At 64.6% G+C, this 20,031-nt stretch carries 18 protein-coding genes; 5 read left to right on the forward strand and 13 right to left on the reverse strand.

The annotated features are described in order from the left end of the window. Nucleotides 1-2: 2 nt before the first annotated feature. On the reverse strand, nucleotides 3-929 hold the full coding sequence (locus AC3A6F_RS17180; RefSeq protein ID WP_487682799.1) for a patatin-like phospholipase family protein: 927 nt from the start codon (nucleotides 927-929) through the stop codon (nucleotides 3-5). 91 nt (nucleotides 930-1,020) lie between these two features. Next, complete coding sequence (locus AC3A6F_RS17185; RefSeq protein WP_487682801.1) at nucleotides 1,021-3,255, reverse strand: TonB-dependent siderophore receptor; 2,235 nt, start codon at nucleotides 3,253-3,255, stop codon at nucleotides 1,021-1,023. A gap of 170 nt (nucleotides 3,256-3,425) precedes the next feature. Between AC3A6F_RS17185 and AC3A6F_RS17190 the strand changes: the two genes are divergently transcribed. The 4 genes from AC3A6F_RS17190 to AC3A6F_RS17205 are packed head-to-tail and all read left to right on the forward strand — an operon-like array spanning nucleotide 3,426 to nucleotide 6,467. Beyond that, on the forward strand, nucleotides 3,426-4,151 hold the full coding sequence (locus AC3A6F_RS17190; RefSeq protein ID WP_487682803.1) for a DUF4198 domain-containing protein: 726 nt from the start codon (nucleotides 3,426-3,428) through the stop codon (nucleotides 4,149-4,151). 56 nt (nucleotides 4,152-4,207) lie between these two features. Then, entirely contained in the window at nucleotides 4,208-4,495 is a 288-nt protein-coding gene (locus AC3A6F_RS17195; RefSeq protein WP_320475537.1) for a DUF3649 domain-containing protein, read from the forward strand. Beyond that, nucleotides 4,492-6,126, forward strand: coding sequence for a PepSY-associated TM helix domain-containing protein (locus AC3A6F_RS17200; RefSeq protein ID WP_487682805.1), 1,635 nt, complete (start codon nucleotides 4,492-4,494; stop codon nucleotides 6,124-6,126). The genes AC3A6F_RS17195 and AC3A6F_RS17200 overlap by 4 nt, the downstream gene beginning before the upstream one ends. Beyond that, nucleotides 6,123-6,467 carry a DUF3325 domain-containing protein gene (locus tag AC3A6F_RS17205; protein WP_487682807.1) on the forward strand — a complete coding sequence of 115 codons (345 nt, stop codon included), beginning with the start codon at nucleotides 6,123-6,125 and terminating at the stop codon, nucleotides 6,465-6,467. The genes AC3A6F_RS17200 and AC3A6F_RS17205 overlap by 4 nt, the downstream gene beginning before the upstream one ends. A gap of 28 nt (nucleotides 6,468-6,495) precedes the next feature. Here AC3A6F_RS17205 and AC3A6F_RS17210 read toward each other — a convergent pair whose 3' ends face one another. The 11 genes from AC3A6F_RS17210 to alr all read right to left on the reverse strand — a co-directional run bounded on the left by AC3A6F_RS17210 (nucleotide 6,496) and on the right by alr (nucleotide 18,340). Then, the gene (locus AC3A6F_RS17210; RefSeq protein ID WP_487682809.1) at nucleotides 6,496-7,707 is read right to left on the reverse strand and encodes an acyltransferase family protein; all 1,212 of its coding nucleotides are present in this window, start codon (nucleotides 7,705-7,707) and stop codon (nucleotides 6,496-6,498) included. A 576-nt stretch (nucleotides 7,708-8,283) separates the two neighbouring features. Further along, nucleotides 8,284-9,576 carry a phosphate regulon sensor histidine kinase PhoR gene (gene phoR, locus AC3A6F_RS17215; RefSeq protein ID WP_487682811.1) on the reverse strand — a complete coding sequence of 431 codons (1,293 nt, stop codon included), beginning with the start codon at nucleotides 9,574-9,576 and terminating at the stop codon, nucleotides 8,284-8,286. 18 nt (nucleotides 9,577-9,594) lie between these two features. Further along, nucleotides 9,595-10,281 carry a response regulator gene (locus AC3A6F_RS17220; protein WP_109344036.1) on the reverse strand — a complete coding sequence of 229 codons (687 nt, stop codon included), beginning with the start codon at nucleotides 10,279-10,281 and terminating at the stop codon, nucleotides 9,595-9,597. Nucleotides 10,282-10,285: 4 nt separating this feature from the next. After that, nucleotides 10,286-10,984: a phosphate signaling complex protein PhoU gene (gene phoU, locus AC3A6F_RS17225; RefSeq protein WP_487682813.1), complete on the reverse strand. Its 699-nt coding sequence runs from the start codon at nucleotides 10,982-10,984 to the stop codon at nucleotides 10,286-10,288. A 62-nt stretch (nucleotides 10,985-11,046) separates the two neighbouring features. After that, nucleotides 11,047-11,835: a phosphate ABC transporter ATP-binding protein PstB gene (gene pstB / locus AC3A6F_RS17230; protein WP_229520015.1), complete on the reverse strand. Its 789-nt coding sequence runs from the start codon at nucleotides 11,833-11,835 to the stop codon at nucleotides 11,047-11,049. Nucleotides 11,836-11,872: 37 nt separating this feature from the next. Continuing rightward, on the reverse strand, nucleotides 11,873-12,733 hold the full coding sequence (pstA, locus tag AC3A6F_RS17235; protein ID WP_487682816.1) for a phosphate ABC transporter permease PstA: 861 nt from the start codon (nucleotides 12,731-12,733) through the stop codon (nucleotides 11,873-11,875). Between the two features lie 15 nt (nucleotides 12,734-12,748). Then, nucleotides 12,749-13,681 carry a phosphate ABC transporter permease subunit PstC gene (gene pstC, locus AC3A6F_RS17240; protein ID WP_487682840.1) on the reverse strand — a complete coding sequence of 311 codons (933 nt, stop codon included), beginning with the start codon at nucleotides 13,679-13,681 and terminating at the stop codon, nucleotides 12,749-12,751. A 190-nt stretch (nucleotides 13,682-13,871) separates the two neighbouring features. After that, nucleotides 13,872-14,906 (reverse strand): phosphate ABC transporter substrate-binding protein PstS, encoded by a 1,035-nt coding sequence (gene pstS / locus AC3A6F_RS17245; RefSeq protein WP_487682818.1) that lies wholly within the window; start codon nucleotides 14,904-14,906, stop codon nucleotides 13,872-13,874. A 504-nt stretch (nucleotides 14,907-15,410) separates the two neighbouring features. After that, the gene (locus AC3A6F_RS17250; protein ID WP_487682820.1) at nucleotides 15,411-15,761 is read right to left on the reverse strand and encodes a PilZ domain-containing protein; all 351 of its coding nucleotides are present in this window, start codon (nucleotides 15,759-15,761) and stop codon (nucleotides 15,411-15,413) included. A gap of 64 nt (nucleotides 15,762-15,825) precedes the next feature. Further along, complete coding sequence (radA, locus tag AC3A6F_RS17255; RefSeq protein ID WP_487682821.1) at nucleotides 15,826-17,202, reverse strand: DNA repair protein RadA; 1,377 nt, start codon at nucleotides 17,200-17,202, stop codon at nucleotides 15,826-15,828. Between the two features lie 31 nt (nucleotides 17,203-17,233). Continuing rightward, the gene (gene alr, locus AC3A6F_RS17260) at nucleotides 17,234-18,340 is read right to left on the reverse strand and encodes an alanine racemase (protein WP_487682823.1); all 1,107 of its coding nucleotides are present in this window, start codon (nucleotides 18,338-18,340) and stop codon (nucleotides 17,234-17,236) included. A 159-nt stretch (nucleotides 18,341-18,499) separates the two neighbouring features. On the opposite strand from alr, the gene lplT reads away from it, so the two are divergent. Continuing rightward, entirely contained in the window at nucleotides 18,500-19,759 is a 1,260-nt protein-coding gene (gene lplT / locus AC3A6F_RS17265) for a lysophospholipid transporter LplT (RefSeq protein WP_487682825.1), read from the forward strand. Nucleotides 19,760-20,031: the final 272 nt, after the last annotated feature.

A 20,031-nucleotide genomic window follows, 5' to 3' on the forward strand; every position in this document is an offset into this window, starting at 1 on the left:
TCTTATGGAATTTGTTGCCGGAGCTTGAGCTTGGCTTTGATTTGCGGCATGACGGCGGCGGCGGCCTGCTCGCCGGCCAGGATGGCGAGATTGCGTCCGCCGAAATCGCTCGATCCCATATTGCCGAGCGCCGGCGTGATCACGATGTCGGCGTCCTTCAGTTCGAAATGGTTCAGGCGCTGACCCATGATGCTGAAGGTCTGCATCAGCACGTCGAGCGAGCTGGCCGTGGCCGCGCCTTCGGTCGCGCTCGAGATATTGACGGCGATAATAAAATCGGCGCCCATCTCGCGCACGAAACGCACCGGCACCGGCGCCACAAGGCCGCCGTCGACGTATTCCTTGTTGCCGATTTTTACGGGCTGGAACACGCTCGGCACGGCCGACGAGGCGCGCACGGCCATCCCGGTATTGCCGCGGTTGAACAGGATCGGCTGGCCGCTCTTGAGGTCGGTGGCCACGGCGCCGAAGCGCAGTTTCAGCTTTTCCATCGGCACATTGCCGATCGCCTTGTTCACATAATTCTGCAGCGCCTCGCCCTTGAGCAGGCCACTGGATTTGCTCAGCCACGGCATGGCCCAGTCCGAGATGGTCGCCTCATCCATGGCGAGAGCCGTCTTTTGCAGGGCGAAGCCGTTCAGGCCCGACGCATACAGCGAGCCGACCACCGAGCCGGCGCTGGTGCCGACCACGATCTCCGGATAGATGCCCTGGGCCTCGAGGGCCTTGATCACGCCGATATGGGCGAAGCCGCGCGCGGCGCCGCCGCCAAGGGCCAGGCCGATGCGGATCTTCTTGGGCGGCAGCGGCGCGGCCGCCGGGGCGACGACGAGCGGAGCGGCCGGGACCGGCGTCTGGACCGGCGTGCTGCCGCAGGCGCAGAGGAGCAGTGCGGCGCAGGCCGCGAGGGAGGTACGACGAGAGAGCATGGAATGTGCCGAAAAGAACGAGGCTGGGATTGTACCCCGGCTCGTTCCCCTCGACGCAAGGTCCGCTGCGGGGGCGGACCGGCAAGAGCGATTACAGGCTGCCGCGCAGGCTCAGCGACACACTGCGTGGGTCGCCGTAGTACCAGGCAAGGCCGGTCGGACCGAATTTCTTGTAATAGACCTTGTCGAACAGATTGTTCACATTGGCCTGCACCGACAGCTTGTCGCTGAAGCGCCAGGCGAGCATGGCGTTGGCGACGCCGTAACCACCCTGGGTCGCGGTCAGGCCGGCGCCGCGCACATACGAATCGCTCTGCATGTTCACGCCGCCGCCGACAGTCCAGCCCGGGCCGGAGCGGTTCGGGCTATAGCTGGTGAACAGGCGCAGCTGGTGTTTCGGATCGATGGTGCGCAGCGGCTGGCCAGTGTTGGCGGCGGTACCGCTCACGTATTTGGTACGGGTGTTGGTATAGCCAGCCATCAGCTGCCAGCCAGGCAATACTTCGCCCGACACTTCCGCTTCCAGGCCTTCGCTGCGCTCCTTGCCGCCGGCGATGCGGCAGAAGCCGGTCAGGTTGGTCGGCGGGCAGGGATTGACCGACGACGTGTCCTCGATCGCGCGGCCGACGTTTTCGACCTGGAACAAGCCCATCGAGGCGTTCAGGCGGCCGCCGAAGAACTCCCCTTTCAGGCCGAGTTCGATGTCCTCGCCGGTGACCGGTTCGAGCAGGTTGCCGTCGGCGCCGCGCGCCTCCTGCGGCGCGAAGATCTCGGTATAGCTGGCGTAGGCACTGATCTCGTTCGACAAGTCATACACGACGCCGACATACGGCGTGACTTCGCGCGTGACCTTGAAGCCGCTGCCATTGCTGCGTCGTTCGGTTTCCCACCAGCTCAGGCGGGCGCCGAGCAGGACAGCCAGCGGGTCTGCCAGCGAAAAGCGCGCCGTGGCGTAGGCGCCGTTATTGGTCGTCACGGTCGGGGCGGCGCCGCCGGCCGGCATCGTCGTCACCTCGCGCTCCGGATAGGTCGAGTACGGATCGAAGGTGCGGATGTCGATGGCCTGCTTGAACAGGGTGCCGGCGCCGTAGGTGGCGATCGTCCGGTCATACACGCGCTCGGCGCCCGCCACCAGCGTGTGCTTGCGTCCGAACAGCGTGAACGGGCCGTCGGCAACGAGGCTCAGCGCCTGCTGGCGGCTGTCGTCGCCGGTGTACTGCGACGTCGTCATGTCCATCAGGTAGGGATTGGTGGTGCCGGTGCGCGCGATATACGTCTGCTTGAAGCCATTGGCCTTGAGGCGCATCCCGAGATAACCGGCATTCGCCCGCACGCTCCAGCCATTGTCGAAGCGGTGTTCGATGCCGATCTGGGCCTGGTCGTTGTAGCGGTTCCAGCGGTTCCAGCTGGCGCCCAGGAAGGTGTCGATCGGCAGGTTCAGCGAGGAACCGTCAAAGTTGCCCGGCAAGCCGCCCCAGGCGCCGGTGGCATCGAGGTCGGTGTGCTGCAGCCAGGCGGTGACGGTGGTGCGCGGCGTCAGGTCGGCCTGGACTACGCCGTACAGCACTTCGCGGTCTTCTTCGCGCCCATTCTGGAACAAGTCCTTCTTGTCCTTGACCGCCACGACGCGGCCACGCACCGAACCGCTCTCATTGAGCGGGGTCGACACGTCCAACTCGACCCGGCGGCGGTCCCACGAGCCGACCGTCAGGCCGGCGGATGCCTGGAATGCGGCCGTCGGGAGCTTGCGCACCATATTCACGGTGGCGGAAGGGTTGCCGGAACCGCGCAACATGCCCGAGGCGCCGCGCAGCAGTTCGACCCGGTCCAGGACGGCCGTGTCCGGCTGGATGAAGTAGGCGCCGGACTGTTTGTAGCTGAGCCCATCGATCTGCATGGCATCGACGCCGAAGCCACGCGAGTTGTAGACGATGCGCTCGCTGTCGGTGTATTCGACAGTGATGCCGGCCGTATTGGTGAGCACGTCGGTCAGGTCGAGCATATTGCGCTCTTCCATCAACTGGCGGGTGATGACGGTCACCGGCTGCGGCGTGTCGCGGATGTCTTGCTCGCCCTTGAACAGGGTCGAGGAACGGGTGGTGAACGACTTGCTCTTCTCGGTGGTGGCGTCGTGCTTGCCCGTGACGTTGACGGTGGGGATCGCGACCGCGGCAATCTCTTCCGGCGCATCGGGAGCGGCAGGGGCAGCGGCCATAGCGGCCAGCGGGGACAGCAAGGCGGCGCTTGCGCACAGTGCGGTGGCCTGGCGCACGAGACGGGCGACGGGCGTTGGATGGGATACAACGGATGGCACTGGGCGCAACATGATCACTCCTTGAAAGTGTTTTGATAATGAGAATGATTCGCATTATAATTCGTGTTGAATAGTTGACGCAACGCACATATTTGCCGCTTCCGCCAAAAGAGACATGCTTTGTTTGGCAAAACGGCTAGCATCATCCGACTCGACCACACCTCATAAAGAGAATAAAGACCATGAAGAAACTGCTGCTCTCCTCGCTCCTCGCCCTTGCTGCAATCGCACCTGCCGCCCAGGCGCACCACGTCTGGCTGGAGCAGGATGGCAAGACCGTGAAGCTGCAGTTCGGCGAGTTCGGCCTGAACCAGCGCGAAACCACGCCCGGCCTGCTGGACAAGTTCATCGCGCCTCGCGCGACCCTGCTCAAGGCTTCCGGAGAAACCGCGCTCACGCTGGAAAAGACGGCCAAGGGCTATGTGGTGGGCGGCGCCAGCCTGGCGGCGGGCGACGCGATCGTGGCCGAAGACAATGCCTATCCAGGCTGGGAAACGACCAAGGACGGCAAGACGAGTCGGCACATCTGGATCCCGGCCGCGCGCCTGGCGACCAGCTTCGCCGCGCAGCAGCCGAAGCTGGCGCTGGACATCGTCCCGACAGGCGCCGCCGGCGAATTCAAGGTGTTTTACAAAGGCCAGCCACTGCCGAAGGCGAAGGTGGCGATCACCGTGCCGAGCGGCTGGTCGAAGGAAGCGCTGGCCGACGCCAACGGCGCGGTGAAGTTCGACCTGCCGTGGAAAGGCACCTATGTGCTGGAGACGGCGCATACCGACAAGACCGGCGGCGAGCGCGCCGGCGTGCAGTACGCCAGCGCCAGCCACACCTCGTCGCTGACCGTGGTGCAGCCGAAAGGCATCGCGGCCCTGGCCGCGGGCCCTGCGCTGGCGCCGGGCGCCGAGCACTGATCGCCGTCGACGCCGTCCGTTTCAGATAGAAAGGCCCGAAGTTCATGACGACTCTCATGACTACCCTCACCTGGCGCTACCGCGGCGGCGTGGCCGCGCGCGCGGTCGCGGCCATCGCCGGCGGCTATGTGCTGACCTCGATCGCCAGCGCCCTGATCGCCATCGCACTGCCGCTGCCGCGCGCCGACGCCGTCACCATCGCCACCCTGCTCTCCTTCGTGGTCTATACCTGCGTCATCCTGTGGGTGTTCGCCACGACCAGCGCGCTGCGCGCCTGGGTCGGGGTGGTCGCAACGAGCAGCGTATTGGGCGCTGTGTTATGGATCGCCGGGAGGGCGTCATGAAAGAAGGCTTGCGCCAATCGATGGCCTGGGTGCACACCTGGTCGGGCCTGCTGGTGTGCTGGCTGCTGCTGCTGGTGTTCATGGGCGGCACCGCCGCCTACTACAAGCACGAGATCACGTTCTGGATGAAGCCCGAGCTGCACAAGGCGGCAGATGCGCCGTCGCGGGTGACGCCGGCCGAATCGGCCGCGCTCGCGGTGCGCGAGCTGCAGCAGCGCGCGCCAAAGGCCAATGCCTGGTTCCTCGACCTGCCGCACGAGCGCAATCCGCTGATCTACGCCAGCTGGACCAATCCGCCGAAGAAGGGCATGACCCGCGAAGAGCGGCGCGCGGCCTTCCGCACCCAGAACTTCACGCTCGATCCGATGACCGGCGAGAACACCGCCGCGCCGCGCGACACCCGCGGCGGCGAGTTCCTGTATCGCCTGCACTTCGACCTGTACTACATGTCGGCGATCTGGGGCCGCTGGATCGTCGGCATCGCCGCCATGTTCATGCTGGTCGCCATCGTCAGCGGCGTGATCACGCACAAGCGCATCTTCAAGGACTTCTTCACCTTCCGTCCCAGGAAGGGCCAGCGCTCGTGGCTGGACGCGCACAATGCCACCGCGGTGCTGGCGCTGCCATTCCACCTGATGATCACGTACACCGGCCTGGTCACGCTGATGTTCATGTACATGCCCTCGCCCACCAAGGCGCTGTACGGCGCCGAGCAGAACGCCATGTTCGCGGACGTGTTCCCGAACGCCGAACGGGTGAAGCCGGCCAGGCAATTCGCGCCGCTGGCCGACATCGCGCCGATGCTGGCGCAGGCGGAGCGCGCCTGGGGCCAGGCGCCGACCCGGATCGTCGTGAGCAATCCGAACGACGCCAATGCCCGCATCGCCCTGCATCGTCCTTCGGGCCAGCAGTTGTCGAACATCGAGCCGACCATGACCTTCGACGGCGCCAGCGGCGCGCTGCTGTCCGGGGCCAAGCCGATGAGCACGACGCTGGACGCGCGCGCCGCGGTCTACGGCCTGCACGTGGCCCACTTCGCCGACCCGCTGCTGCGCGCGCTGTTCTTCGTGTGCGGCCTGGCCGGCACCGCGATGGTCGCCACCGGCGCCCTGCTGTGGGGCGTGAAGGAGCGCCAGAAATACGCCAAGGCGATCGCGCAAGGCGGCAAGGCCGGCTTCGGGGTGCGCCTGGTCGACGCCCTGAACATCGGCGCCATCGCCGGCCTGCCGATCGCCTTCGCGGTCTACTTCTGGGCCAACCGCCTGCTGCCGGTCGAGATCGCGCAGCGCACGAACCTCGAGGCCAACTGCTTCTTCATCGCCTGGGGCCTGGCCGCGCTGCTGGCGCAGATTCGCCCGACGCGCGCGATGTGGCGCTTCCAGCTGACGCTGGGCGCGGTGCTGCTGGCCGTGATTCCGGTGCTCAATGCGCTCACCACCGACACCCACCTGGGCGTGAGCCTGTTCGGCGGCCCGGCCCTGCGTGCGGTGGCCGGATTCGACCTGGTAGTGCTGGCGCTCGGCCTGCTGCTCGGCTACGCGGCCTGGTGGCTGGGCAGGCCGAAGAAGCCGGCGGCAGCGACGAAACCCGCGCCGACCGACGTGACGACCAACAAGCTGGAGGCTGCATGAGTGCGCTGATCCTGGCCGGCACCGCGCTGGCCTATACCGGCTTCGCCGCCAAGGGCCTGTCGATGGACCGCCATTACGCCGACATCCACGGCCGCGGCGCGGAACCGGATGCGCGCCTGCGCCTGCGCTTGCGCCTGCTGGGCTGGCTCGCACTGGCGCTGTCCTTCGGCGCCTGCATCGCGGCCAGCGGCTGGCATATCGGACCGGTCGTGTGGTGCGGCGTGCTGTCGCTGTCCGCCTGGAGCGTCACGCTGCTGCTGCAGTATGCGCCGCGCCGGGCGATCCAGGCCGCGTGGATCGGCGTGCCGGCGCTGGCGCTGCTGGTGGCCGGCCTGGTCTGAGGCGGATCCTGCAGCAGATTTGCGCGGCCTATTTCGGCAGCCGCTCGTCGGCGCCCGGGGCCATCCTGATCCGCACGCCGGAACCGCGCACCCACCTCGCGCCCCGGACGATCGCCTGCCTGAGGGCCGGTTCGGCGAACGCGGCGATCAGCCAGGCCACGGCCAGCGTTGCGGCGATGGCCAGCATCAGGGCGGCCGGCCGGCCCAGGCCCTTGTCGCTGGCGGCAACGAGCATCGCCCCGCCGACGACTTCGTGCACCAGGTAGAACGGATAAGTCACCAGGCCGAGCATCCGTATCCTGGCCCCCGTGCGCGCCGAAGGCGTCCAGCGTTTCGCATTGACCAGTGAGACGCGGATCGCCGCCAGCAGCGCCGCGAAGGCCAGCAGCGCGCCAACCGTCACCCACCTGATGTCCAGCGGCCCCGCGGCGCCGGCGGCAAAGATCGTCGTCAGGCTCACCGAGCGGCAGATGATCTCGAGCGCCGCCGCCCCCAGGGACAGCCCGAACAGGACCCGGTCGCTGCGGTCCAGCGCCTGCCGCTGCGTCGCCATCCACAGATAGATCCCGATCGCAAAGAAGACACCGTGGCGCAGCAGCAGCATGTTCTTCAGGCCGTAGCCGAGGTCTAGCACGCCCGGCCCCGACGTCGAGACCTGCAGATAGAACAGGGAGACCAGGTAGGCGCTGCTGGCCACGGCCAGCAGGCGCGCCACCGCGCGCAGCCGCACCCGTCCCCGCAGCACTGCAATGAACACCAGGGAATAGAAGGCGATCTCGATCGGCAAGGTCCAGTAGGCGGTGGCCAGCGCCTGCTCGCCCACCAGCACCACGGAGCTGCCCAGCGCCCACCACTCGGGATTCACGCCAATGCCCAGCGCGTAATAGGCCGGCGTGGGCACGACCGACAGGATCGCGAAGCTGATCGCAGCGGCGATCCAGGCTGCCGGATACAGGCGCAGGAAGCGATTGCGCGCGAAGCGGTACGGCGTGGAGGCGATGGCCGAGTTGGCGATGACGACGCCCGAGATGACGAAGAAGACCTGTACCCCGACCCACCCGAATGGCATGATATGGGCTTCATTCGGGATCCGCCACGTAAAATGAAACAGCGCCACCATCAGCGCACAGCCGAAGCGGACGAGGTCCAGGCCGAAGGCATAGGATGCGTGATGCGGTGATAAAGTGTTGCTGCTCAAATCTTGCCTCCGAAGTAAGGAGGCAACGATAAACAAAAGCACGCCACTTGTCTAAAGATATGTCCGCCTAACCGCATTCCCGACACATCGCATCGCCCCGATGGCCCAACCGGAACGCCCTGCCTCATCGGCCCACACCTCAGCACCTCACGCCGGCCCGCAATTAGGGTCAGAGTCGAATTACCGAGCAATTTCCTATTTTCGGACACTACTCTTCTCTATCCACCATTTCCCAGCCACAGCTTTCTGAAAAGACAATTAGGGTCAGAGTCGAATTGTTTGACAACTTTTAAAGTTGCTCGATAATTCGACTCTGACCCTCATGCGTTTTGCAACAAAAATGGGCGACTCAACTGTTTTCAGGCAGGTTTCTCGGACAGTTCTTCTGAAAGTACATTGTTCATACCTGAACAATTTCCCCTCAGCGAAGAAACACCCAAAAATTAATTAGGGTCAGAGTCGATTTATTGAGCAATTACCTAGAATTGCCATTAATTCGACTCTGACCCTAATTATCCTGCGAGCAAAATGCATCAGGGCTCGTGAAGCGAACACAGAGCCCCTCAGTATTTCACAAAGTTGTCAAACAATTCGACTCTGACCCTAATTGTGAAGGGGTCAGGCGGGTAGTGAGGTGTTGGGGAGCGAGGCGGAGAAGGTGCTGCCTTTGCCAGGCTGCGAGGTGATCGTCAGCTTGCCGCCGTGGCGCAGCAGGACGTGCTTGACGATCGCCAGGCCGAGGCCGGTGCCCTGCGTTTCGCGCGAACGGCTCTTGTCGACGCGGTAGAAACGCTCGGTCAGGCGCGGGATGTGTTCGGGGTCGATGCCGATGCCGCAATCCGTCACCGCGAAACTGAGCGCGTCGGCGCCGCGCGTCCAGGCCAGGCGGATCGTGCCGCCGTTGGGCGAGTAGCGCACCGCGTTCGACGCCAGGTTGGCGAAGGCGCTGCGCAGCTCTTCCATGCTGCCCATCACGTCGGGGCCGTCGACCGCGACCTCGATCTGGTGCCGTCCGCCCGATAGCGCGCGCGCCTCGGCCGCGATCGAGTCGATCAGGCTGCGCACGTCCACCTTCTCGCGCTTGAGGGGATATTCGTCCGACTCCAGCCGCGACAGGGTCAGCATGTCCTGGATCAGGCGCTGCATGCGGTGCGCCTGCTCCGTCATCAGGTTCAGGTGCGACATCCGCGTGGCGACGTCGATGCCCGGATCCGACAGCGCGATCTCGAGGAAGCCCACGATCACCGTCAGCGGCGTGCGTAGTTCGTGCGAGGCGTTGGCGATGAAGTCGCGCCGCATCGCTTCGATGCGCTCGGTGTCGGTGGCGTCGTGCGTCACCAGGATCTGGCGCCGGTTCTCGAACGGGATGATGCGGCATTCCAGCTTGCGGCCGCGGAACGACAGCGTCAGCGGCTGCTCGTATCGGCCCAGCACGATGTAGTCGATGAAGTCCGGATGGCGCACCAGGTTGGTCACGCGCAGCCCCTTGTCGCGCTCCATCGTCAGGCCCAGGTGTTTCTCCACCGCCGGATTGCACCACTCCAGGAACAGCACGTCGTCCATGATGGCCACGCCTTCCGGCAGCAGGTGCATGGCCTGGCGAAAGCGCGCCAGCCATTCGGTCAATTCGGCCTGGTGGCGCTCGTCATCGCGCCGCAGGCGGTACAGACGGGCAAACGCATCGGTCCAGGCGCCCCAGCCGTCCGGCAGGCGCGTGCTGTGAGGCTCGTCCAGCCACTCGCCCAGCTTGTGCAGGTACGACAATTGCGTGAACACGGCAACCGCCATCCCGGCCAGCGCCAGCGCCAGCGCGGCCACGAGACCGAACCACCACCACACCACGCCGGACAGGGCGAACAGCAGCGCCGTGCGCAGCAGCGCCGGCACCCAAAACAGCAGCTTGGGATTCATCGCGTCCTTCGACACCGCTTATTTCTCTGACAGCATGTAGCCGACGCTGCGCACCGTGCGGATCAGGCCATCGGCCGATTTCAGCGCCTTGCGCAGGCGCAGCACGTGCACGTCGACCGTGCGCTCCTCGATCACGGCGTGGTCGCCCCACACCTTGTCGAGCAGCTGGGCGCGCGAGAACACGCGCTCCCGATGCGCCATCAGGTACTTCAACAACTTGTACTCTGCATTGCCGATGTCGATCTGCTGGTTCTCGACCGTCACCGTGCAGCTGTTCGGATCGAGCGTCACCGTGCCGGCGCGCAGCGGCGCCTCGGCCAGGTGCGGCGATTTGCGGCGCAGCAGCGCGCGCGAACGCGCCAGCAGCTCGCGCGGCGAGAACGGCTTGGTGATGTAGTCGTCGGCGCCGTTGTTCAGGCCCGCCAGCTTGTCCTCTTCCATGCTTTTCGCCGTCAGCATGATCACCGGCAGGTCCTGGAAGTCGCGGTCCGCGCGCAGGCGCGACAGCAAACGCAGGCCGCTCTGGTCGGGCAGCATCCAGTCGAGCAGCAGCAGGTCGGGCTTGCCCCGGCTGATGCTCTCCCAGGCGCCGGCCGCGGTGTCGGCGGTGCGGATGTCCCAGCCTGCCTCGCGCAGCGAATAGGTCACCAGCTCGACGATCGCCGGCTCGTCTTCAACGACCAGGACCGAGGTGTTGTCTGCCATCGTGTTATTCCGCCACCTGGTCGAGCGCTACCTTGCTGTGACGGATGTCGCGGCCTTCGACCACGTAGATCACGTACTCGGCGATGTTCTTGGCATGGTCGCCGATGCGCTCGATCGCCTTGGCCACCCACAGCGTGTCCAGCGCCGACGAGATCGTGCGCGGGTCTTCCATCATATAGGTGACCATGGTGCGCAGGATGGTGCGGAACTCGTGGTCGACCACCTCGTCGCCGGCGATGATCTGCAAGGCCTGCTTGCCGTCCAGGCGCGCGAAGGCGTCCAGCGAATCGTGCAGCAGTTCCGAGGTCGCCTTGGCGATGGTGCGGATCATGTCGTAGTGGGCGAAGCCGGTCGTGCCGCGCTCGTGCAGGCTTTTCGCGGTGCGCGCGACCTTGGTCGCCTCGTCGCCGATGCGCTCCAGGTCGGTGATGACCTTGATGGTGGCCATCACGGTGCGCAGGTCGTTGGCGGTCGGCTGGCGCTTGACGATCAGGTGGCTGCAGGCGTCGTCGAGCGAGACTTCGAGCTGGTTGACGGCCTGGTCTTCGGCCATCACGCGCTCGGCGCGCGGGATGTCGCCGATGCGGAAGCACTCGAGCGCTTCCTCGAACTGGGTTTCCACCATGCCGCCCATCAGCAAGACCTGGGAACGGATGCCCTCGAGTTCCTGGTCGTACTGCTTGGATGAATGCTCGCCTGTCATAACTTCTCCGTCAAATATTCTTGTGAAGCCGGCGGGGCCGGCAAAATGAGCACCGGGTAGTATCAGCCGAAGCGGCCGGTAATATAGTCTTGCGTTTCCTTGCGCGCCGGATTCATGAAGATCTGGTCGGTCTCGCCGAATTCGACCAGCTCGCCAAGATACATGTAAGCAGTGTAATCCGAGCAACGCGCGGCTTGTTGCATATTATGGGTCACGATGGTGATCGTGTAATCTTGCTTGAGCTCGCTGATCAGTTCCTCGATCTTGGCGGTCGAGATCGGATCCAGCGCCGAGGTCGGTTCGTCGAGCAGCAGGACGTCTGGCTTGACCGCCACGCCGCGCGCGATGCACAGGCGCTGCTGCTGGCCGCCCGACAGCGACAGGCCGCTCTTGTTCAATTTGTCCTTGGCTTCTTCCCACAGCGCCGCCTTTTTCAGGGCCCACTCGACGCGCTCGTCCATCTCGCCCTTCGACAGGTTTTCGTACAAGCGCACGCCGAAGGCGATGTTGTCATAGATCGACATCGGGAATGGGGTCGGCTTCTGGAACACCATGCCGACCTTGGCGCGCAGCATGTTGACGTCGACACCAGGCTCCAGGATATTGCGCCCGCGGTACATGATCGAGCCTTCCGCGCGCTGGCCCGGGTACAGGTCGTACATCCGGTTCAGGGTGCGCAGCAGGGTCGACTTGCCGCAGCCCGACGGGCCGATGAAGGCAGTCACCTGCTTGGCGTGGATGTCGAGCGACACATTCTTGAGGCTCTGCGTTTTACCGTAAAAGAAGTTCAGGCCCTGGATTTCGATCGTCTTGGCTTTGGCGGCGGCCGGCGCCGGAGTCGTATTGAGCATGGCTTGGTTCATCACTTTGTCTTTTATCAGGATGGGATTAACGCGGGGTCTTTTGGGCAAACATGGTGCGCGAAACGATGTTCAGCAGCAGCACGGTAGCGGTCACGAGCAGTGCGCCACCCCAGGCCAGCGAACGCCAGTCGTCGTATGGGCTCATCGCGAACTGGTAGATCACGACCGGCAGGTTGGCCAGCGGCGCATTCATGTCGTGGCTGTAGAACTGGTTGTTCAGCGCGGTGAACAGCAGCGGCGCGGTCTCCCCGGCCACGCGGGCCACGGCCAGCAGCACGCCGGTCACGACGCCGGCCTTCACGGCGCGCAGGCGCACCGTCATCGCCACCTTCCAGTGCGGCGCGCCAAGGGCGTAGGCCGCTTCCAGCAGGCTCGACGGCACGAGGCGCAGCATATTGTCGGTGGTGCGCACCACGACCGGCACCGCGATCAGCGACAGCGCGATCGCGCCGGCATAGCCAGAGAAGTGCTGGACGTTGGCGACATAGATCGCATACACGAACAGGCCGATCACGATCGATGGCGCCGACAGCATGATGTCGGTCACGAAGCGGGTGATTTGCGCGAACTTGTTGTTCTCGCCGTACTCGGCAAGATAGATACCGGCCAGGATGCCGATCGGGGTGCTGACCAGGGTCGACAGGCCGACCATCATCAGCGAGCCGACGATAGCATTGCGCAGTCCGCCGCCCGGGGTGCCCGGGGCGGGGGTGTCGTTCGTGAACAGGGTACCGGCCAGGGCGCCGAAGCCGTTGTACAGCAGCGTGCCCAGGATCCAGGCCAGGAAGGTCAGGCCGATGCCCATGGCCAGCACCGACAGCGTGATGCCGACGCGGTGCGCCAGCAGGCGCTTGCGGTAGACGGGGTTCTTGATTGCGTTGTTCATCTCTGTGGCCTTCTCTTATTTGGTGCCTTCGTTGCGGGACATCCCCACCAGCATCAGCTTCGCCGCCGACAGCACGATGAAGGTGATCGCAAACAGGATCAGCGCCAGGGCGAACAGTGCCGACGAGTGCAGCGCGGTCGCCGCTTCGGCGAATTCATTGGCCAGGGTCGACGAAATCGAGTTACCGGCCGAGAACAACGAGGCCGAGATGCCGTGCGAGTTACCGATCACGAAGGTGACGGCCATGGTCTCGCCCAGTGCGCGGCCCAGGCCCAGCATCACGCCGCCGACGACGCCGTTGCGGGTGTATGGCAGCACCACCTTGCGCACCACTTCCCACCGGGTGCAGCCCAGGCCGTATGCAGATTCCTTCAGCACGGTCGGGACGATCTCGAACACGTCGCGCATCACCGAGGCGATGAAGGGGATGATCATGATCGCCAGGATCAGGCCGGCCGTCAGGATACCGATGCCCATGATCGGACCCTGGAACACCGCCCCGATCAGCGGCAGCTGGCCGAGGGTTTCCTTCAGCGCCGGCTGCACGTATTCGGCAAACAGCGGCGCGAACACGAACAGGCCCCACATGCCGTAGATGATCGACGGCACGCCGGCCAGCAATTCGACTGCGGTACCGAGCGGACGGCGCAGCCAGACCGGGCAGATCTCGGTCAGGAACAGCGCAATGCCGAAACTGATCGGGAAAGCCACCGCCAGTGCGATGATCGACGTCGCCAGGGTGCCGTAGATCGCAATCATGGCGCCATACTGGTCGTTCACCGGGTCCCACTCGACGCGGGTGATGAAGCCCAGGCCGAATTCCTTGAAGGCCGGGGCCGCGCCGATGGCCAGCGAAACGATGATACCGGCCAGCACCGCCAGCACCGAGGCCGCGAACAGCCAGGTGACTTTATGGAAGAAAAAATCCTGCAGGCGCTGGTTGCGCATGGTGTTGCGCAGGGCGGGAGTCTCAAAGGTGTCGGCCTGGGCCGCAACCTTGGCGGGCAGGTCGTTCACGGACACGGATGGATGGACGCTCATGGTGTGGTTGACTTCGCTATTAATATCGTTTTGTCAATATCGCTGGCACGCGGAAAGACCGGTCGCGCCGGCCCTTCTCGCGTTCAGGAAAGCTGGATTACCAGAGCGCCTTGCCGCTCGCGTCCTTCAGGTTGGCGCGCCAGGCGTCCTGCACCAGCTTGGTCACCTCCGCCGGCATCGGAACGTAGTCCAGGTCGGCGGCGGCAGGCGCGCCGTTCTTGTAGGCCCAGTCGAAGAATTTCAGCACTTGCTGGCCCTTGGCTGCGTCCTGGGTCTTGTGGACCAGGATGTACGAGGCGCCGGTCACGGGCCATGCGCCCTTGCCCGGCTGGTGGGTCAATACCACCGCGAAGCCCGGGGTGCCCTTCCAGTCGGCGCCTGCGGCGGCGGCCTTGAAGGCGTCGTCCGAAGGCTGCAGCCAGGTGCCGTCGGCGCCCTGCAGCTGGGTGTGCGACATCTTGTTCTTCTTGGCGTAGGCCCACTCGACGTAGCCGATGCCGCCCTTGATGCGCTGCACGTTGGCGGCCACGCCTTCATTGCCCTTGCCGCCCACGCCAACGGCCCACTTGACGGTGGTGCCGGCGCCGATGGTCGATTTCCAGGTCGGGCTGACCTTGCTCAGGTAGTCGGTCCACAGGAACGAGGTGCCCGAGCTGTCGGCGCGGCGCACGACGGTGATGTCGGTGGCCGGCAGCTTGACGCCCGGGTTCAGCGCGGCGATCTGAGGCGCGTTCCACTTGACGATCTTGCCCATGTAGATGTCGGCGATGACGGCGCCGCTCAGTTTCATCTGGCCCGGGGCGATGCCGTCCAGGTTCACGATCGGCACCACGCCGCCCATGATGGCCGGGAACTGGAACAGGCCCGATGCATTCAGTTCATTCGCCGCCAGCGGCATGTCGGACGCGCCGAAGTCGACGGTCTTGGCCTTGATCTGCTTGATGCCGGCGCCCGAACCCACCGACTGGTAGTTCAGGCCGACGCCGGAAGCCGCCTTGTACAGCTCGGCCCACTTGGCATAGATCGGGTATGGGAAGGTCGCGCCGGCGCCGGTGATGTTGACGTTCTGGGCGCTGGCGGAGAATGCCGTTGCGGCCAGGGCGATCGAGACGAAGAAGTGCTTCATGCGCATATCGGATCCTTTGGAAGTGACACCACGGGACGGTCCCGCTGACGATGAGCCGCAGTCTAACGGGCGAATATGACAGGTTCATGACATATTTGGCCAATGTGACATGAACATGACACGCGCGCAAGGATGTCATCCCCGGGCGCGACGCGGCGCGCGGATGGAAATCGGCGTCAACCGAATATTGTCATGTTCCGCATTGTGGATACTTGTAAATACACCATTGCCTGCTACCCTGAGATGGTAGTCATGACATGGAGGGGATGCCGACAGGCGTTTGTTTTATATGTTAGATCTGATGGTGATGGGGATTCTGAGCGGACTGGCCGCCCTCGTGGCGTTCGAGATTTACCAGGAAGTCCGCGGCAGTTCCTCCGATTTACACGACCGCTATCACGAATAGCGCATGGCCCGCTCAGTGGGTCAATACAGCAGGCGGCGAGGCCGATGGCGCTCGCCGCTTGTCGTATACAAGGCGCTATTGTCGAACTGCCGCCTTCATGACATTTATCGCATGAAGCGCGCCAGCGCCGTCACCGAAGCCAGGTCGGGCTGCAGGAACTGGAAGCCGACCTTGAATTCGCCGCTGCTGAAAATGCAATGCGACACCTTGACCCGCGTATTGATGGTGACGAAGCTGCCCTCGACCAGCAGGTCGAAGGCCAATTGCCCGCCCTGCCCGACCGCCAGCGGATCGGCCAGGCTGATGCTCACGCCGTTGGCGCCGACGTCGGTGGTCTTGCCGCCGATGGGCGGCTGGCCGTCCATGGCGAGCATGGCCTTGGTGCGGTACACCTTGCGTGGAGATTTTCTTTGGTCTTGATACACGTGTCTAGCCGAATACAGTGAACAAGACACAATTATAGAATCTTTCAAGAAATCCGACAGGCAATAGCCCATCCCGCTGGGCAGGTATTGACGATCAGTCGACCTCGCGCAATTTATTAAACGCCTCCTCGATGCGTTCGACAGTAATGATGCGCATGCCCTCGATCTTGCCCTTCGGCGCATTCGATTTCGGGATCACCGCCAGCGAGAAGCCCAGCTTGGCCGCTTCGCGCAAGCGTTCCTGGCCGCGCGGCGCCGGCCGGATTTCGCCGGTCAGGCCGACCTCGCCGAACACCACCAGCCCGCGCGGCAGCGGCTTGTTGCGCATCGACGAGTTGATCGCCAGGAGCACGGCAAGGTCGGCCGCCGGTTCGGTGATCTTGACGCCGCCGACCGCATTGATGAACACGTCCTGGTCGAAGGCCGCGATGCCGGCATGGCGGTGCAACACCGCCAGCAGCATCGCCAGACGATTTTGTTCCAACCCAACGGACAGGCGGCGCGCGTTGGGCAGGTGGCTGGTGTCGACCAGCGCCTGGATTTCCACCAGCAGCGGTCTCGTGCCCTCCTGGGTCACCATCACGCAGGAACCCGGCACCTGGCTGTCGTGCTGCGACAGGAACAGGGCGGAAGGATTCGACACGCCCTTCAAGCCCTTCTCGGTCATCGCGAACACGCCCAGCTCGTTCACCGCGCCGAAGCGGTTCTTGATCGCCCGCACCAGGCGGTAGCTCGACTGCGTATCGCCTTCGAAATACAGCACGGTATCGACGATGTGTTCCAGCACGCGCGGGCCGGCCAGCGCGCCCTCCTTGGTGACGTGGCCGACCAGGATGATGGTGACGCCGGTCTGCTTGGCCACCCGCGTGAGCTGGGCCGCGCACTCGCGCACCTGGGCCACCGAGCCGGGGGCCGAGGTGAGCGCATCCGAATACATGGTCTGGATCGAGTCGATCACCACCACGTCGGGCTTCAAGTCGGCGATGGTGCCGAGGATTTTCTCGAGCTGGATCTCGGCCTGCAATTTCAGGTCTTTCGCATCCACCGCCAGGCGCTTGGCGCGCAGCGCGATCTGGGCGCCGGATTCCTCGCCGCTGACGTAGAGGGTACTGCGGACGGTGGACAGGCTGGACAGCGCCTGCAGCAGCAGGGTCGACTTGCCGATGCCGGGGTCGCCGCCGATCAGGACCACGCCGCCGGCCACCAGGCCACCGCCCAGCACGCGGTCGAATTCCTCGATGCCGGTGCCGAAGCGCGGCACGTCGATCGCCTCGATGTCGGCCAGGGACAGCACCGGCGCGGTCTGCGCCAGGCTGCGGTGCGGGGTCTGCGACATGCGGTTCACGCCGGGCGTATCGACCACCGTCTCGACCATCGTGTTCCAGGCCTTGCAGTCGGCGCACTGGCCGGTCCAGCGGTTGGCGATCGCGCCGCACTCGCTGCAGGTGTAATTGGTTTTTGCTTTTGCCATCGTGCTTATATGGGGTTGGTCGGGCCGAAGTTCAACCGTCGGTGCCGAGACGGCCTTCGGTCACGCGCACGCGCGGCGCCAGTGCGCACATCAGCTCGTAGCCGATGGTGCCCGCGGCCTGGGCCACGTCGTCGATCGGCAGTCCATCGCCCCACAAGGTGACCTTGCTGCCGATGCGGGCGTTGGGGACGGGCGTCAGGTCGACGGTCATCATGTCCATCGAGACCCGGCCGACCAGGGTGGTGCGCACGCCGTCGACGATCACCGGCGTGCCGTGCGGCGCGCTGCGCGGGTAGCCGTCGGCATAGCCGCAGGCCACCACGCCGATCGTCATCGGGCCTTCGGCCTCGAAGCGGCTGCCGTAGCCGACCGTGTCGCCCGGCCCGATATGCTGGATGCCGATCACTTCCGAGCGCAGGGTCATGGTGGGACGCAGGCCGAACTCCAGGGCGCTGCGCCCGCCCGGCGTGCCGCCGTACAGCATGATGCCGGGCCGGACCCAGTCGTTCGACAGCTGGTCGGCAAGTTCAGCCTGGTGCAGCACGCCGCCCGAATTCGACAGGCTGCGCTCGCCCGCCAGGTCGGCCGCCCCCAGCTGGAAGCGCCGCACCTGCTCGGCGATCGTCAGGCGTGGATGTTCGAGTTCGTCGGCATTGGCGAAGTGGGTCATGTGGGTGATCGAGCGCACGTCGCGGATCGCGCGCAGGCGCTGCCAGGCGGCGGCATATTCAGCGGGCGGAAAGCCCAGGCGGTTCATCCCGGTGTTCATCTTGAGGTAGACGTCGATCGGGCGGTACAGCTGGGTGTACTCGAGCAGCTTGACCTGCTCGATGCTGTGCACGGCGGTGGCGATATTGTGCTCGGCTAGCATGGGCACGTCGGCCGCTTCGAAGAATCCCTCTAATAAAAGAATCGGCTTGAGCCAGCCGAGTTCGCGCAGGCGGATCGCGCTTTCCAGCTCGACCAGCGCCAGGCCGTCGGCGGTGGCAAAGCCGCGCAGCGCGCGTTCCAGGCCGTGGCCGTAGGCATCGGCCTTCACGACGGCCCAGATCTTCGCCAGCGGTGCGCAGCTGCGCGCCTGGGCGAGGTTGTGTTGCATGGAATCGAGGTGGATGGTGGCAAAGAGCGGACGCGGCATGGCAATCTTTTAAGAAAAACGGAGGGAATCCGGTATAAAACGTCAAGTGCCTATTTTACCGGAGCGGGCCACGCGCCGCCGCCCCGGCACCGTTTCCCGTTTCGCCTGTCTATGCATTCATGGTATAAAGCAACCCGGACCAGATTTGTGAATTCTCGAATGAACCGTGGTTTCTATACCATCATGGCGGCGCAGTTCTTCTCGTCGCTGGCGGATAACGCGCTCCTGTTTGTCGCGATCAGCCTGCTCGTCGCCATGGATGCGCCGGCATCGCTGACTCCGTTGCTGAAGCTGTCGTTCGTGCTGTTCTACGTCTTGCTCGCCGCTTTCGTGGGCGCCTTCGCCGATGCGCTGCCCAAGGGGCGCGTGATGTTCATCGCCAACATCATCAAGGTCTTCGGCTGTGCGCTGATGTTCTTCACCATCCATCCCCTGCTCTCGTATGCCGTGGTCGGCTTCGGCGCGGCCGTGTATTCGCCCGCCAAGTACGGCATCCTGACCGAACTGCTGCCGCCCGAAAAACTCGTGCCCGCCAATGGCTGGATCGAGGGACTGACCGTGATGTCGATCATCCTCGGCACCGTGCTCGGCGGCACCCTGGTGAGCGAGCGCGGCACGGCCTTCCTGCTGTCGTTCGACGCCTTCGCGAGCCTGGGCCTCACGACCGGCGCCGAAGCCGCGATGGCGGTGGTAGCCGGCATCTATCTGCTGGCCTCCCTGTTCAACCTGCGCATTCCGGACACCGGCGCCCGCTACGAGCACCAGGAACGCAATCCGGCCAAGCTGATCGCCGATTTCGCCAACTGCTCGGCCACCTTGTGGCGCGACAAGCTGGGCCAGATTTCGCTGGCGGTGACGACCCTGTTCTGGGGCGCCGGCGCCACCCTGCAATTCATCGTGCTGAAATGGGCGGAACGTTCGCTTGGCATGCCGCTGGACAAGGCCACGAACCTGATCGGCGTGGTCGCGATCGGCGTGGCGCTGGGCGCGGCGATGGCGGCGCGCATGATCCCGCTGCGCAAGTCGCTGACCGTGATCCCGATGGGCATCATCATGGGCCTGGTCGTGACCAGCATGGTATTCGTGCACTCGGTGACGGTGGCCTACCCGCTGCTGGCCCTGATCGGTTTCCTGTCGGGCTTCTTCGTGGTGCCAATGAACGCGCTGCTGCAGCACCGCGGCCACGTCCTGATGAGCGCTGGCCACTCGATCGCGGTGCAGAACTTCAACGAGAACCTGTCGATCCTGGTGATGCTGGCCGCCTATGCGGTCATGATCACCCTGAACCTGGACCTGAACATCATCATCGTCATCTTCGGCCTGTCGGTCGCCGGCATCATGCTCCTGATTCAGCGCCGCCACACCCTCAACCAACGCGAACACGACTCGCTCGGCCTGATCGGCGAAGGCAAACACTGACCCCCCAGAACCCCAATGAGGGTCAGTGTCGAATTGTTTGACAACGTTTCGCGCCAGCCATTGCTCGGTGAGCGATCAAGTACGTTGATTACCACAAGCACTTGCGCGGACAGCGCACTCTGTCCCCACTTGCCAGCCGGCGCGGGAAATTGCTCAATAAATCGACTCTGAGATAGCCCGGGTTTGGTGGACATTCAAAATAGGAGACAATACGTCCTATGGATGACACTACAACTTCGACGGCTAAGCGAACCGTTCGCAGCGCCGAATTC

Source organism: Massilia sp. Soil_C_3, from assembly GCF_057657035.1.